Origin of the sequence: Polyangium sp. 6x1 (genome assembly GCF_029946515.1) — a bacterium.
Taxonomy (GTDB): domain Bacteria; phylum Myxococcota_A; class Polyangia; order Polyangiales; family Polyangiaceae; genus Polyangium.
In genome coordinates this window covers 26,373-40,852 of sequence record NZ_JARZHH010000033.1, presented here as the reverse complement: position 1 = coordinate 40,852, position 14,480 = coordinate 26,373, and the positions used below count along the sequence as shown (strand labels likewise).

General features: G+C 70.3%; 13 protein-coding genes. 6 read left to right on the top strand and 7 right to left on the bottom strand.

All coding sequences use genetic code 11. The features are described from left to right. Positions 1-2: 2 nt before the first annotated feature. From QHF85_RS27760 to QHF85_RS27750, 3 genes are all read right to left on the bottom strand, one after another. Positions 3-974: an alpha/beta fold hydrolase gene (locus QHF85_RS27760; RefSeq protein WP_281330411.1), complete on the bottom strand. Its 972-nt coding sequence runs from the start codon at positions 972-974 to the stop codon at positions 3-5. 5 nt (positions 975-979) lie between these two features. Next, positions 980-2,152: a Type 1 glutamine amidotransferase-like domain-containing protein gene (locus tag QHF85_RS27755; protein WP_281330350.1), complete on the bottom strand. Its 1,173-nt coding sequence runs from the start codon at positions 2,150-2,152 to the stop codon at positions 980-982. Positions 2,153-2,264: 112 nt separating this feature from the next. Then, positions 2,265-3,566 carry a ferritin-like domain-containing protein gene (locus tag QHF85_RS27750; protein WP_281330349.1) on the bottom strand — a complete coding sequence of 434 codons (1,302 nt, stop codon included), beginning with the start codon at positions 3,564-3,566 and terminating at the stop codon, positions 2,265-2,267. Between QHF85_RS27750 and QHF85_RS27745 the strand changes: the two genes are divergently transcribed. From QHF85_RS27745 to QHF85_RS27720, 6 genes are all read left to right on the top strand, one after another. Next, positions 3,565-3,759, top strand: a complete 195-nt coding sequence (locus tag QHF85_RS27745) for a hypothetical protein (RefSeq protein WP_281330348.1) — start codon at positions 3,565-3,567, stop codon at positions 3,757-3,759. The two genes, QHF85_RS27750 and QHF85_RS27745, sit on opposite strands and share 2 nt — an antisense overlap. A 48-nt stretch (positions 3,760-3,807) precedes the next feature. Then, positions 3,808-3,999: an FAD-binding protein gene (locus tag QHF85_RS27740; protein ID WP_281330347.1), complete on the top strand. Its 192-nt coding sequence runs from the start codon at positions 3,808-3,810 to the stop codon at positions 3,997-3,999. Positions 4,000-4,327: 328 nt separating this feature from the next. Next, positions 4,328-5,806, top strand: coding sequence for an STAS domain-containing protein (locus QHF85_RS27735; RefSeq protein WP_281330346.1), 1,479 nt, complete (start codon positions 4,328-4,330; stop codon positions 5,804-5,806). Between the two features lie 76 nt (positions 5,807-5,882). Beyond that, positions 5,883-6,677, top strand: a complete 795-nt coding sequence (locus QHF85_RS27730) for a hypothetical protein (RefSeq protein WP_281330345.1) — start codon at positions 5,883-5,885, stop codon at positions 6,675-6,677. Between the two features lie 137 nt (positions 6,678-6,814). Next, positions 6,815-9,544, top strand: coding sequence for a serine/threonine-protein kinase (locus QHF85_RS27725; RefSeq protein ID WP_281330344.1), 2,730 nt, complete (start codon positions 6,815-6,817; stop codon positions 9,542-9,544). After that, positions 9,541-10,236, top strand: a complete 696-nt coding sequence (locus QHF85_RS27720; protein ID WP_281330343.1) for a hypothetical protein — start codon at positions 9,541-9,543, stop codon at positions 10,234-10,236. Before QHF85_RS27725 ends, QHF85_RS27720 begins: the two co-directional genes overlap by 4 nt. Positions 10,237-10,257: 21 nt before the next feature. On the opposite strand, the gene QHF85_RS27715 is transcribed toward QHF85_RS27720, so the two are convergent. From QHF85_RS27715 to QHF85_RS27700, 4 genes are all read right to left on the bottom strand, one after another. Further along, a complete protein-coding gene (locus QHF85_RS27715) occupies positions 10,258-11,181 on the bottom strand; it encodes a response regulator (protein WP_281330342.1) in 924 nt (307 codons plus the stop codon). 5 nt (positions 11,182-11,186) lie between these two features. Further along, on the bottom strand, positions 11,187-12,737 hold the full coding sequence (locus tag QHF85_RS27710; RefSeq protein WP_281330341.1) for a HAMP domain-containing sensor histidine kinase: 1,551 nt from the start codon (positions 12,735-12,737) through the stop codon (positions 11,187-11,189). A 100-nt stretch (positions 12,738-12,837) separates the two neighbouring features. Next, entirely contained in the window at positions 12,838-13,566 is a 729-nt protein-coding gene (locus QHF85_RS27705) for a 16S rRNA (uracil(1498)-N(3))-methyltransferase (protein ID WP_281330340.1), read from the bottom strand. Further along, on the bottom strand, positions 13,563-14,459 hold the full coding sequence (locus QHF85_RS27700) for a 50S ribosomal protein L11 methyltransferase (RefSeq protein ID WP_281330339.1): 897 nt from the start codon (positions 14,457-14,459) through the stop codon (positions 13,563-13,565). The genes QHF85_RS27705 and QHF85_RS27700 overlap by 4 nt, the downstream gene beginning before the upstream one ends. Positions 14,460-14,480: the final 21 nt, after the last annotated feature.

Genomic DNA, 14,480 nt, shown 5'->3' with positions numbered 1-14,480 from the left:
GCTCAAGCGCCTGCGCGATCGAGGAGCCACGCGACGACTTGATCTTCGAGCCCGCTCGGCCCGGAAAAACCGAGGTCGACGCGGGCCGGAAAACCGACGTGCCCGCCGCGATCGATCCAGCGCACCTCGAGCGGCGGGCGCGCGCCGGACAGAATGGGCACGAGCGTGTGGGCCGGGACCATGGGGTCGTGCTCGGCGGCCACGACGAGCGAGGGGACGCCGATCTCCGCGAGCCGCGGCGCGACGCTCGATTCCCCGTAATAATGGTCCGCGCCGCGGAAGCCGAAGCGCGGCGCCACGATGTGCTCGTCCCAGTCGCGGATCGTGGCGATGCGGCGCGCCTCGGGGAGCGGCAAGGGGACGGGGCGGCGGCCGGCGACCTCGGCGTAGATCTCCTTGATGGCCGCGAGGATGTGGCGTCGATACACGAGCCGCGTGGGCTCGTCGATGGCGCGGGCGCCAATGAAGAGGTCGAGCGGCGGACAAACCGCGGCGACGGCGCGGACGCGGGCGTCGAGGGTCGATTCGGTCGCGGCGCGGAGGACGATGTGCCCGCCGAGCGAGTATCCGAGGAGCAAGATGCGTGAATAACGGGAAAGCTCCGCGCTCGCGAGGGTCGCGTGGAGGTCCTGGGTGATGGCGGCGTGGTAGATGTCCTCGCCCGTGCGGTCGGAGCCGCGCAGGTTCACGCGCAGGCTCGCGATCCCGGCCGCCTCGGCGGCGCCGGCGGCCGTGAGCACGTAATGGCTGCGCACGTCGCCCCCGAGGCCGTGGACGACGACGAGCAGCGTCTCCGACGGCGCGTGATGCAATCGGCCCGAGAGGCGGACCTCGCCGTATTTCGCGTCCGGGACCGTGAGCTGAAACGGCACCGACGCCGAGACGCGGCGGGGCGCGAGCGTGTGGCGCGCGACCGGCGCGATGGTGAACCAGTGGCCGAGGAACGAAAACATCCGGTTTTTCCCGACGCCCATGCCCTTCACGAGATCGCGACCTCCTCGCCGGCGCGATGGCAGCGCTTTCTCCCGTCGGGGCCGAAGACGTACACGCCGTCGCCCGCGCCGACGCTCACGGCCCGGCGCGGCGAGAGGTCGAAGAGGAGCAGCGAGCGCTGGTTCAGGCCGACGCACGCGTGATGGCGGAACCTCCGCGCGAGGTACGCGAGGTTGTCGGGTTCGTCCGTTTGAATGCGCTCCATGCAATGGGGGAAGATCTGGATGTCCTGCACGATGCCGAGGCCGCGATCGTAGAGCTGGAAATCGCGCGGGGTCTCGGCGAAATCGTCGTACACGATGACGCGCTCGCAGAGGACCATGGCGCCCGCGGAGACGGCGACGATCTGCGCGCCGCGGCGCAGGGCCTCGACAAAGACGTCGCGCAGGCGGAAGAAGCGGAGCGCGCCGAGCAAGAGGTCGAGCCGGCCGCCGAAGAGGAAGATGTTGCTCGCGGAGAGGATGCGCGCCTCGAGGCGCTCCTTGGCGGCGCGGAAGGCCGGGTGATAGAGGGCGCCGGCGGCGTCGAAGGCGCGGCGCTCGATATCGCCGAAGAGCTCGAAGAGGTGGTCGTCGTTCGATTCGAGCGTGTGGAAGGCGCGCCGGAGCTCACGCGCGAGGGCGTGGCGGGCGAGCGCGCGCGGGCCCGTGGGGTGCGTCATGTCGGCGAGCAGGCTCTGGAGATCGGTATCGGGCGCCTCGGATTTCGCCTCGCGCAACGTGCGGCGGAAGAGGTCGATCGTGTGCGCGTTGTGCTCGAGGTAAAACCTGCGCGCGGTGGCCTCGGCGCGGCGCAGCTCGCGGAACGCCTCGGCGAGCTCGGGCGCCTCGGCGAGGACGCCGTCGAGCTCGGTCAGCAAGGAGAGGTTTTCGTGCGCGCGGTCGAAGCCGTTTTCGAAGACCGAAGGGAAGCCCGCGGCGTTGAGCGCGCGCTTGACGTGCGCCTCGTCGTACTCGTGCTCGGCCCAGCCGGCCGTCACGAGCAGGGTGCGGCGCGCAGCGGCGATGGCCGGGTCCCTGTGCCGGGACGTCGCGAGGAATGGGGCCGCGGCCCGAATGAGCCATTCGTCGGACTCGGCATTGCCGTTGAAGAGGATGGCGCCGCGCATGCGGGGCGCATTGTACACGAAGGCGGCGGCGAGGCGAAGGCCCGAGCGCACGCAACGGATCAGACCCTCTCCGCGCCCTCGGGGATTTCCACGCCGTCGCGCGGGCCGACGACCACCACGTCGGGCACGGGCCGCGCGCCCGCCCCGCGAGCCCGTCCACCGATCACGCGGAGAGCGCGAGCACGGCGACCTCGAAATGCCGCGCGAGCCGCTCGCCGGCCGCGCCGTCGGGGAGGCCGAGGGTCGAGACGAGCTCGGGGTCATTTCCAGCGCGCGCCTCGGCGGCCACGATTTCGAGGGTGTTCCGGCGCGCGGCTTCCACCCGTTCTCGCGCCGCGGCGTCGAGCCTCGGGCGAATCCATTCGTCGATGGCCCACGCGAGCGAGGCGTGGCGGGCCTCGTCGAGCGCGATCCGGCGCATCGCGCGGCGGACCGCGGGATCCTTCGCGGCGCGCGCTTGCCACATGCCGACGAGCGCGCCGAACGTCTCGCGCACGCAGCCCTCGACGGCATTGTCGAGCGCGATGGCCTCGAGGGAGCGCGGCGCTTGTTTTTCCACGCTCGGGGCGCGGAACAGGCCGCCGTGGCGCGACGCGAGCTTGCGCATCACCCGCGCGTGCCGGACCTCGTCGCGTCGGGCGATGCCGGCGCGTTCGACGAGCGTGCGCGGCGCGCCGTGGTGGGCGAGCTCCGCGGCGAGGGCCTCGAATGCGTCGACGCTCGCGGCTTCCAGGTGCGCGACGCTCGCGAGGTACGCGCCGACGCGGGTCGAGCCGCAGGCCTTGCGACGCGCGAGCCCCGCGGGGCGCCGGCCAATGCAGGCGCTGGACGATTCGATGACCTCCGAATCGATCTCCTGCGCATTCCCGTCCGCGTTGATGCCGAGGAGGTAAAGCTCGCGCACGAGGGGATCGCAGATCTCGGTGTACCTCGTGCCGAGGACCTCGAAGCCGGAGCCCGCGGCCCGGACGCCGCCCTCCTCCGTGTTGTTGCAGGCGACGTGATACTCCGCGAGCTCGGCGGCGAGCACGGCCTCGCCCGCTGTATCGATGGGTCCGATCAAGGCGAGGACGGCCTCCTTCGTATCGAGGACCTCGACCTCGTCGCCCTTGTTCGTGATCAGGATGTGGCGCGGACAAGAATCGACGCACTGACCCAGGCGAAACCCCTTTGTGGACGTGGCGGCGGCAATCGCTGCCTCGCACATGGCGACGTTGCTCGCGGAGCCGCACTTCGTCCCGAAGGTCGTCATCACGCGCGGCTCATCCGACGGTCCCTCGCCGATGTCGACGAGCTGCATGAAATCGAGCTCCTCGGCAGCATGCAAATCGGAGAGGTAACGCTCGGACCCGCACGTGACGGCGGTGAAGCCGTCGGTGTCGATCCCGCACGCGACGGCGGCGGGCGCGATCGAGAGAGAAAGGACGTGACGCAAGATTCGATCGACTCGATTGGACCTGGCCATGGACACCTCGATCCTCCGGCACGGCAAGGGCCGTTCCAGCCGGCAGACCTGGCGTTTCGTGATCTTTGCCGAAAACACCCTGGCACCCCTGCCACCCGGGCCGCGCGCCGCTGGCACAGAATGGCAACAGGACAAAATCGTGCTCCTCGGACGGAAGTTCTCCACGGTGCGGAGACGGAATCGGATAGATTGAGCAATCGTGGGGGAGCATGGACCCGATCCTCGAACAAGGAGGACTTGCATGACTTGGCACGATGATGCGGACGTGGTGCTCGTCGGGGCTGGGGGCGCGGCGCTCGCGGCGGCGGTGGCGGCGGTGCGCGAAAACGTATCGGTGCTCTTGCTGGAGGCGGGCCCGCAGCCCGGAGGGACCGCCTCCATATCGGGCGGCGCATTCTGGATCCCTCGACGAGCTGGCCTTATGATGCGGTGATCCTCGGGGCCGGGACGCTCGATACCTGCGGCGGCCCGATCGTCGGGACGGACGGGCACGTGCTCCGCCCCGACGGCACGGAGAGCCCGGCCTCTTCGGCGCCGTCAATTGCATTGCATCCCCGGCCGGCCGCGGATACTGGGGCGCGGGCGGGACGATCGGCCCGGCCCTCGTCTTCGGCTTCCTCGCCGGTAAGAATGCGGCGCACGAGCCGGTGCACCCGCTCTGAAAAGCGACATAAATTTGGCGCTCCTCACGCCCCGACGCAGGAGCGCCGCGACGGCGCCTTCGGTTGTGCTTTTCCGGGACTTCTGTTACGTCTGGCCCCATGATTGGGGACATACACCCGCGTCATGGCGCGGTGTTCGACGGGTGTCCGGATCCACTGCTGCTCGTCGAAGGCGACGTGGTGGTGGCGCAAAATGAAGCGGCGCGCGTGGAGCTCGGCGAGGCGCCGTCGCTGCTCGCGCTCTTCGATACGGCGGATCGCAGCGTCGTTTCGTCGGCGTGCGCGGCCGTTGCGGGCGGACAATCCACGAAATCGAATTTTGCCGCGCGCCTCGCGGCGGGCACGGCGAAACGCTGGACCGTATGGACAGCCGGCGCCGGCGGGGTATGCGTCCGGATGGACGGCGCCGCGGAGCCGCGCGCAGACATTCCAGCGCCGCTCACGCCGCTCGTCACGAAAGACGAGCCCGTCGCGCTCCGGACCTTGCTGCTCGGAAAGATCTTCGATCGATTCGAGGGGATCCTCTGGTCGATCGCCAAGGATGGGACGATCCTGGTCTCGGAAGGCAAGGGGCTCGCCCAGTTTGGAATCGCCCCGGGCGCGCTCGTCGGCATGAATGCGCTCCAGATCTATCCCCCCGGATCGGTCGCCCGCGAGGAGACGGAGCGTGCCCTCGCAGGGGAGGAGCTCTACGGGGATAGCATCGAGGGCATGTCCTACTGGATACGTCGCCTCACGCCCGTACGAGACGCGGCCGGCGACGTCACCGCGATCGTCGGATTCTCGCTGCGCGCCAACGACAACTCGGAAGAGACGTTCCAGGCCAAGGCCCTGATCCGCGCACTCTCGGAGCTGCCCCTCGCGATCTGGGCCATGGACGAGGACGGGACATGCCAGATGTCCATTGGAAATGGCCTCAAGGAGCTCGGTGTCATGCCAGGCGAGCTCGTCGGGAAAAACCTCTACGAGCTCTACGGCAACCGCGAGGATTTCAAGGCGGACATGAAGCGGGCGTTCGCCGGGGAGCAGTTCATCTCCGAGACGTCGTTTGTCACGTCACACTGGCGCAACACGATCATCCCCGTGCGCGGCACGTTCGGCGATCGAGTGGCGCGCATCTACTCCGTGGCAGAAAACGTGACCGACCGCGTGGAGAACCAGCGGCGGCTCGAGGAGCAGCTCGCGCTGATCCAATCGCAGCAGCAGGCCATCGTCGGGCTGTCGAGCCCGGTGATCGAGGTCTGGCAAGGCGTGCTCGTCGTTCCGATGATCGGCTCGATCGACCAGGCCCGCGCGAGCGTCCTGCTCGAACGGCTGCTCACCGAGGTCGTGGGCCGGCAATCGAGCGCGGTGATCCTCGATTTGACGGGCGTGGACACGATCGACGCGGAGGCGGCGCAGCACCTTTCGAACGTGATGCGCAGCGTGGAGCTCGTCGGCGCGACGGGGCTGCTCTCGGGGATCGGGCCGAGCGTGGCGAAGACGATGGTGGATCTCGGCGTCGACATGCAATCGCGCCGCACCTACCCGACGCTGGCCGAGGCGCTGCGACGGCTGATCGGAGCGCGCCGACGCTGAGCCCGACGGGTCGAAAAGATTTTTTGTGGTGCCGTCGCCTCCCCTGCCGACGTGCCTCTCCGGACCCGGAGGAGCGATGTTGCGCAAGAGCGTTTTGATCTGTGTGTTCGCGATGGGATGTACCGGCAGCAGCGCCGAGCCGTTCGACGTCAACGTGACGTGGTCGATCAAGGACTTCGCAACCGGCGAGGTCGGCTGCCCGGCCGCGTTCCCGAAAGTCCGCGTGATCGCCCAGGGCCTCGACGAGTACAATACCGACACGGGCAGTCCGTTCGTCAATTCGTTCGACTGCGCGGCCGGCAGCGCGACGGTGACGGTCTACGGCGTGGGCACGGTCGAACGCGAGGTCGATGGTCAGTCACAGTCCGAAGAGACGACCGGGCGCTACGCGCTCACGGTTCAGAATACCGGCGAGCTCGGCGAGACCATCCATGGCGAGTCCTTGCCGTACGTCGTCGACATCGCCGAGGGCAAGACGACCGTCACGGCGCCGATCTCGCCCGGCGGGAACTACTTTCTGCTCGGGTGGCGGCTGGAGAACGCGGCCGGCGAACACCCGAGCTGCGAGGCGCTCGGCGTCAGCGATGTCGAGATCCGCTACCGGACCGCCGGCACCTCGGACCCGCTGACCACGGACCGCTTCGCGTGCGCGAGCACGCACCCGCCGCTGACTGCACCGGGCGAGGACATCACCGGCTTCGGCGTGAGTAGCCCCCTCGCCGCCCTCCAATCGTACGAGGGGCAGGTGGTCGCGCTCGACGCAAGTGGTGCCGTCCGCGGGCAGATCGACACGTCGTTCACGGTGCAGCCGCCGGGGTACGCGCCTTACGACATCACCAACGTGCCGGTCACCGTGCCGATCAACCCCTAGCGCTGCGCGCTCGCTGCCGTGCCGCGCCAAGGCTAGGCATGTATATATTCTCACAATTGATCGCCGCACGCCAAGCGTGCTAGGCGTCGAGGAGGAGACAAGCACGAGCCCTCTGCCCTAGGCACCTTGTCGCTCGGATGGACTGCGACGACGTCACCCTGCTGCTCGCGCGCGACGAAAGCAGTCTGTCCGACGCCGAGTCGGATGCGCTCGACGAGCACGTCGCGGGCTGCGAGACGTGCTTCCAGTTGCTGCGCGAGCGGGGCGCGCCGCGCGCGCTTCCCCCGATCGCCGATCCAGCGAGCTTCGAGGTCGGCGAGACCATCGCCATCGGCGGCATGGGCCGGATCTCGCGCGCGTACGATCGCCGGCTTGGCCGCGAAGTCGCGCTCAAGGAGGTGCTGTCGCCCGAGATGCGCGCGCGGTTCGAGCGCGAAGCCTTGATCACCGCGCGCCTGCAGCACCCGGCCATCGTGCCGATCTACGAAGCCGCGACGTGGCCCGACGGCACGGCGTTCTACACGATGCGGCTCGTCCCGGGCGAGACGCTCGCGCAAGCGATCGAGCAACGCGGGACGCTCGCCGCGCGGCTCACGCTCCTGCCGCACGTGATCGCGGTGTCGGAGGCGCTCGCGTACGCGCACTCGCGCGGCGTGATCCATCGCGACCTCAAGCCGCAGAACGTCCTGATCGGCGCGTTCGGCGAGACCGTCGTGATCGACTGGGGCCTCGCAAAGCAGCACGGCGGCGTCGACGACGAGCGCGCAGCCGATGGCCCGCTCGCGAACCCCGCGTTCACCCGTGCGGGAGCGGTCCTCGGCACCCCGTGCTTCATGTCGCCCGAGCAGGCGCGCGGCGAAGAGCTCGATGAGCGCACGGACGTATTCTCGCTCGGCGCGCTGCTCTACAACCTGATCGCAGGCGCGCCGCCGTACTGGGATCACTCGCACGACAGCGAGGAGCTGGTCGCCGAGGTGCTCGCGCGCCCGCCCACGGCGATCGGCGCGATCGCGCCCGGCGTGCCCGCGGATCTACGCGTGATCGTCGAGCGCGCGATGGCACGGGACCTCACGGAGCGTTATGCCGACGCGGGCGAGGTGGCGGCCGAGCTGCGACGATTTCAGGCTGGGCAGCTCCTTTCGTCGCGCGCGTATCGGATCCGTGATCTGGTGGGGCACTGGATCCGCAGGCATCGCAAGCTCGTCACCTTCGGCGGCGCGGCGCTCGTCGCGCTGATCGCGGTTGGCGTCGTCGCGATCCGAAACGCCATGCGCGCGCGAGAGGCCGAGCGCGAAGCGGAGACGGCGTTCGAGGCCGGCGAGCTACGCGGCCAGCGCAAGCTCTGCGCGGCGACGAGCCCCGATCTCGCGAGCCCATGGACGGCGGAGGCCAAGGCGCTCGTCCATCGCCGATTCGCCGCGCTGGACGTCGGCTTCGCGCCGCAGACACTCGAGCGGATCGATCGCGCGTTCGACCGCTGGACCACGGACCTCGACGCCGCGCGCGAGCTCGTGTGTGGAGCGCAGCAGCGCGAGCGGCTCGCGCTCGAGCTCGCGTGCCTCACCGAACGGACACGCGGGGCGCGCGCGTTGATCGCGCAGTTCCATGACGCCGACCGCGCGACTGTGCTGAACGCGGTCGCCGCGACGGAGAGCCTGCCGCCGCCCGCGCGCTGCACGGCGGCGACGCCGACGGCAAGCGCGCCGGTGCCCGATTCGCCGCCGGTCTCGGCCGTGCGTGATCTGTTCGCGCGCTCGCACGCGCTGATCGAGCTCGGGAAGGCGCGCGACGCGCTGCCGCTCACGCAGGAAGCAGTCAAGGGCGCGGACGCAATCGGAGATGTCAGCCTGCGCGCCGCGGCGCGCGTGGCGCTGGGCGCGGCGCAGCTCGCGACGTCGGACTACGACCACGCGACCCGGACGCTCGAAGAGGCGCTCCGCCTCGCCGAGACGGCGCGCGACGATCGCACGCGCGCGCAGGCCTGGGTCAACCTCGTCCGCATCGCGTACCTCCGCGGCAAGCACGAGCAGGCGGTGGCGATGGAGGCGCCGGCGCTCGGCGCGGCGGAGCGCATCGACGACGTCTACCTGCAGACCGAGATCATGCTGTTCCTCGGCGGCGCATACGGGCAGCTCGGCAAGAACGCCGAGGCCGAAGCGCAGTTCGAGCACGCCGTGAAGATGCGCCGCGCCGCGTTCGGCGATCACGATCGGCGGGTCGCCGCGGCGCTGTCGAGCCTGGGCAACGCGCTCGCAATGAAGGGCGACCTCGACCGTGGCATCGCCGCCCATCGCGAAGCGGCGGAGATCGCCGAGGCCGCGCTCGGCGCCGCACACCCGAACGTCGGGATCATGATCGGCAACCTCGGCAGCGACTACACGTACGCGCAGAGAGGCGCGGAGGCGGTCGCGCAGTTCCAGCGCAGCCTCGCGATCGCCGAGGGAGCGTATGGCGAAAAGCATCGCGATATCGCAATGGCGCTGACGAACCTCGGCACGGCGCAGGTTCATGCCGGGCAGCCCGAAGCCGCGCTCGCGACGTTCGCGCGCGCCGAGGCGGCGTGGAAAGAGGTCAACGCGAAGCACCCGGCGCTCGCCGAGGTGCTCTGCGGGCGCTACCTCGCGCTGCAGGCGCTCGGCAAGCCGGCGAGCGTCTCGGATCTCGAGACCGCGCTCGAGCTTGGCAAGGGGTTGCCGCCCTTCATCCGCGCGCGCGTGCAGCTCGCGCTCGGCAAGGCGTCGTCGGGGACGCGCGCACGCGAGCTCGTCAAGGCGGCCGCCAGCGGCTTCGCGACATCGACGTTGCCGCTCACGCAGCGCGAGCTCGCCGACGCGAACGCGTGGCTGGCCGCGCACGGTGGCCCGTGATGGACGCGCTCTGGCCGCTGTTCCGGGCGGTCGCCGATCGTGGCGAGGCCGCGTGGCCCGCGCTGACCGCCGCGCTGTTTCCGGTCTTGTTGCCGATCGCGGCACGCCAGCCGATCGGCCGGCTCCGCGCGTACGAGGACACGCCGCACGAGATTGTCACGCGCGTCCTCGAGAACCTGCACGCGCGCGCGTTCGCGACGGTGATCAAGCTGTGCGCGATGGATCCGCCGCCGGAGCTCGGGGCGTGGCTGCGCATGCTCGTGCGCCGCGCCGCGATCGACTACATGCGCGACTGTCCCGAGTACGAGCGCGCGACCGCGCGCCGTGATCATCGCTGGATCTCGCTCGCGACGCTGACGTCGTCGTCGCCGGATCGTGGTCCGAGCTCGCTCGTCGAAAAGCGGGCGATGCTGCTCTCCTTTCTGCAGGCCGCGGTCGCGCGAGCGGACGCGGAGTTCGCGGCGCACGGCGAGGACGCGTTCGCGCGGCTCGCGGCCGAGTGGGCGATCGCGCGCACCCACGTGCGGCGGCTCGTACAGCGCGGCGCGCAGTACCTGCGCGTCATCGAAGCCGTGCTCGCGGGGCATTCCTATCCCGAGGTCGCCGAGCAGCTCGGGGTGTCGCGCCGCGAGGTCGAGTTGACCGTGCACTACATCGAGGAACTGCTCACCGCGCGGCGGTTCCCGGACTAGCGGTTCTTCCTCCTTCGCCTGTCAGCGGCCTTCGCCGTGCAATTCGAGCACGGCCCGCTCGTGGAGCTTCTTCAAGAAGGCATTTCGATCCGGCGCGTGGACGAGCTCCCGCAGGTCGACCTTGTTGATGAGCAGGACGAGGTAATCGTCCCGGCGCTCGCCGTGCAGGTCGCTGCGGAGGGGCGCGGAGAAACCGCCCGGCGCGATGAAGAGGCCGAGGCGCGAGCGATTGAACTTGCGCGAGAGCTTCCACAAGAAGCTGCGAATCTCCGTGGCGCCCGCGGGCCTCGTCCAGTTCTTGCATTCGGCGAGGATGTACGACGTGCGTTCGTTCACCCAGAAAGGATCGGTGGATTCGTTGCGAATGACGAGGTCGATCTCCTCCTCCTCGTTGCGGCGCCGGGCCGAGGCGTGGCGGAAGCCGGGGATCGTCTTGAAGACGAGGACCATGAGGTCCTCGAGCAGCTTGCCCTTGCGATTCGGGTCCGTCTCGCTCTCGGCCGCAGCCCAGGTGTCGCGGATCGCCGCCTCGGCCTCGTCCGAGGAGAGCTCGCCGAAATGGTGCGCACGCACGGCCTCCAGGGCATTGCGTAATTTCGCGAGCAAGAGGACCCGAAAGATCGGGCCCTTTTCGAGGTAATCGTAGGCGCCGTCCTGGAAAGCCCGCGTGACCGCGGCCTCCGTGGCATACCCCGTGACGAGGATCGTCTTCGCGAGCGGGGCGCGACGGGAGACCTCGGAGACGAGGTCGAGGCCGGTGTCCGGGCCGGTCTTGCCGTCGAGCTTCTGATCGACGAGCACGACGTCCCAGCCGCCCTGGTCGAGCCGCGCGAGCGCCTTTTCAATCTCGTCCGCGGTCTCGACGAGATACCCCTCGGCGCCGAGCCGCGCGCGATAGAGCTGCAAAAAGCTCGGGTCGTCGTCGATGATCAAGATGCGGCCCATCGGTCTCAAGCGGCGCTCCTTCCGGCGTCCACGGGCAGGCGGAGGACGAATCGAGCGCCGCCGAGCGGGCTCTCCTCGCAATGCGCCTCGCCGCCGAGCTCCGCCCGCGCGACCTCGCGCACGAGCGCGAGCCCCTGCCCCGTCCCGCCCGGCCGCAAGGAAAACCCGGGCGCAAAAATCGCTTTTCGATACTCGGGCGGGACGCCCGGGCCGTCGTCGTCGACGGTGACGACGATGGCGCCGTCTCGATCGAGCTCGGCGGCGACCCGGATCACGGCCGGCCGGTCGTCGCGGGCGCGTGCCGCATTGCGGAGCAAATCGACGATCGCCAGGACAAACCGGTCGCGACGGCCGCGGACGGGCGGGAGGAAGCGGGGCCGGTCGAACAAGGCCACGCGGCCGAGCTCCTCGGCGAGGGCGGCGAGCGCGTCCTCGATGGCCGCGGCGATGTCGAAAGGCTCGGGCGGAGGGCCCGCGCGCTCGACGACCTGCGCCATTTCGGTCATGAACCGGAAAATGCGGTCGACGCCGCCCGTGATGGTGGCGCCGTGCCGGTCGACGAGCGCCGCGCGGCCATCGCGCGCGAGCGCCGCAAAGAGATCGTCGATCGCCTCGCGGACGGGGACCAGGGCATTGCGGATCTCGTGCGCGACCATGCGCGCGTGCCGCGTCATGGCGAACGCGGCGCTCTCGCGCTGGATGAGCGCGGTGGCCGCGCGAATGCGGCCGAGGACGGCGGCCGTCTCGTCCTGAATGAGCGCGCCGGCGAGCAGGACCATCGGCGTATCGCCGGAGGCGACTTCGGCGAGCAGCTCGGCGCCATTCTCGGTGAGCTCGTAGGTGGTGAGCGCCTCCTCGGCCTCGTCCTCGAACGAAAGGAGGCCGAGCGCGGCGAGCCGGTCGAGCGATTGCGGATGCGCCGGCCAGCTCTCGCTTCCATACCAGAAAACGCGGAGCCTGCGCGCCGCGATGAGGCGCGCAGCGGCCGCGCGCGACAGGCGCCACGGATCCGAGGGCCCGCGTGATTGCGCGACCTCGACGGCGAGCAGCCACCGGACGGCGTCGCGCTCGGGCAGGCCGAGGACGAGCCTGCCAATGGGCGTGAGGAGCGTCTCGCCCTCGGCGCGCCGCAATGCCCGCACTTCGAGCGCATACCGCTCGGGCCAGAGGCTCGGCGTGCGCTCGGGCCGCTGAATGGAAAAAAGGACCTCGCTGGAGAGGCGATCGAGCTCGCGATCGCGGGTGCGCGAGCCGGCCGAGTCGGACAAACCGAGCCGGCGGCGGAGCGCGACGTCGACGAGCGCATGCAGCTCCGAAGCGCTCACGCCGAACGCAAGGCCGCCTTCGAGCAATCGCCGCATTTCCTGGACGAACGCCCCGAGCTTGTCGGACCAGACGTCGTGCAGGCGCTCGATTTTCTCCTCGGGCTCGCCGCGCGCTTCGAGGGCTTCGAGCGCGTCGAGCAGCGTCTTTCGATGCGCGCCGAGGCCCGAGAGCGCCCAGGAAGAACCCTCCGGGCGGTCGAGGCAACGGCGCACGTCGTCGAGGAAAGACACGCCGGAAGGTGATGCCGGGCGCCCGGGTTTGTCAAGTCCGATGCGGGGTTTGTCCCCGGCCGCGTTTGTCCCCGGCCGCGTTTGTCCGCGGCGCCGAGCGTTATCGCGAGAGGAGCACGACCGCCCCGAGCACCGCCGCGCATACCGTCTCGGCGCGGAGCGTGAGCGGGCCGATCGAGACGCGCGCGAGGCCGGCCGAGGCGCAGGCCTCGATCTCGGCCGGCGACAAACCTCCCTCGGGGCCGACGACGAACGCGAGCTCGACGTCGGGGCCGAGGCGCCGGAGCGCCGGGCCAAGCGGCGCGTCGGCCACGGGATCCAGGCAGAAGCCAAAGACGCCCTCGCCCGACGCGAAGAGCTGCACGGCCTCGCCGAGCTCCATCGGCGACGAGATCGCAGGGGCGTCGCCGCGGCCGCATTGCCGCGCGGCCTCGACCGCGATGCGGCGCCATCGCGCGGCCCGGCCGTCCGCGGGGCGGCCCACGGATCGCTCGGCGACGATCGGGACGACACGGCTCACGCCGAGCTCGGTCGCGTCACGCACGATGGCGTCGAACTTGTCGCTCTTGCACGTGGCCTGGAGGAGCGTCACGCGGCGCGCCGGGAGGAACGTGGCCGCGCGCGGGGCCTCGACGACGACGGAGACGCTCGCGCGATCGATCGCGGTGATCTCGGCGTCGGCCTCGATCGCGCGGTCGGGATCGAAGAGCACCACGCGATCGCCGAGGCGCTTGCGATGCACGCGCGCGACGTAGCGGGAGGCGTCCTCGTCGAGGATCGAAGCGCCCGCCTCGACACGGGCGACGGGGACACGCAGCGGGCCCCTCATGACGCAGCGAACGCGATCGCGACCCAGTCGTCGCCCGTGCCGTCGCCGCGGCGGCGCGTCTCGAGGTGACGCAGCGGGCGCGCGAGCGAGGTGTACCGCGCGACGATCTCGTCGTGCTCGGCCGCGAGGATCCCCGAGAGGATCAGGAGGCCCGACGGAGCCACCGCGCGCGTGAGATCCTCCGCGATCGGACGGAGCACGCGCGTCTCGATGTTCGCGAGCACCACGGGGAACGTCTCGGTCACGTGCTCGATCGTCTGCTCGCGGACGACGACGCGATCGGCGAGGCCGTTGCGCTCGGCGTTCTCGCGCACGACGTCGATGACCTCGGCGTCGTTGTCGATCGCGAGCGCGCTCGCGGCGCCGTAGATCAGCGCGACGAGCGCGAGGATCCCGCTGCCCGTGCCGACGTCGAGCACGCGCGCGCCGGCGAGCGAAGTCTTACGATCGTGAAGTATCTCGGCGACGAGCGCTGTCGTCGCGTGCAGGCCCGTGCCGAAGGCGCGGCCCGGCTCGAGCTCGAGCACGTGCTCGTCGGCGCGCTTCTTCTCGTAGGCGACCCACGGCGGCACCACGACGACGTCGGACGTGAACTGGAACGGCTCGAAGTGCTGCTTCCACGCGTCGCGCCAGGCGTCGCCCACGATCTCCTCGATGCGCGGCGCGAGCGAGGGATCCTCCTCGACGAGCGCCGCGATCGCCTCGTCGGCCTCCTCGCGCGTGGAGAAGCTCGCGACGAGGGTCACCTTGCCGGAGCCCGCGCCTTTCGCGAGCGTCTGCTCGTCGCGCTCCTCGACGCCCATGGCGCCGAGATCGAAGAGGTGTGCGCCGAGTTCTTCGGCTCGATCGCGAGGGACGTCGACGGCGACGAACGGATAAACAGGCTCGGTCATTGGACGAGGTTCTGGCGCGGA

Excerpts from the sequence above, each read along its gene's own strand:
- QHF85_RS27760 (WP_281330411.1), bottom strand. The coding sequence starts at position 974 with ATGGGCGTCGGGAAAAACCGGATGTTTTCGTTCCTCGGCCACTGGTTC.
- QHF85_RS27745 (WP_281330348.1), top strand. The coding sequence starts at position 3,565 with ATGGACACCTCGATCCTCCGGCACGGCAAGGGCCGTTCCAGCCGGCAG.
- QHF85_RS27750 (WP_281330349.1), bottom strand. The coding sequence starts at position 3,566 with ATGGCCAGGTCCAATCGAGTCGATCGAATCTTGCGTCACGTCCTTTCT.
- QHF85_RS27740 (WP_281330347.1), top strand. The coding sequence starts at position 3,808 with ATGACTTGGCACGATGATGCGGACGTGGTGCTCGTCGGGGCTGGGGGC.
- QHF85_RS27735 (WP_281330346.1), top strand. The coding sequence starts at position 4,328 with ATGATTGGGGACATACACCCGCGTCATGGCGCGGTGTTCGACGGGTGT.
- QHF85_RS27730 (WP_281330345.1), top strand. The coding sequence starts at position 5,883 with ATGTTGCGCAAGAGCGTTTTGATCTGTGTGTTCGCGATGGGATGTACC.
- QHF85_RS27725 (WP_281330344.1), top strand. The coding sequence starts at position 6,815 with ATGGACTGCGACGACGTCACCCTGCTGCTCGCGCGCGACGAAAGCAGT.
- QHF85_RS27715 (WP_281330342.1), bottom strand. The coding sequence starts at position 11,181 with ATGGGCCGCATCTTGATCATCGACGACGACCCGAGCTTTTTGCAGCTC.
- QHF85_RS27705 (WP_281330340.1), bottom strand. The coding sequence starts at position 13,566 with ATGAGGGGCCCGCTGCGTGTCCCCGTCGCCCGTGTCGAGGCGGGCGCT.
- QHF85_RS27700 (WP_281330339.1), bottom strand. The coding sequence starts at position 14,459 with ATGACCGAGCCTGTTTATCCGTTCGTCGCCGTCGACGTCCCTCGCGAT.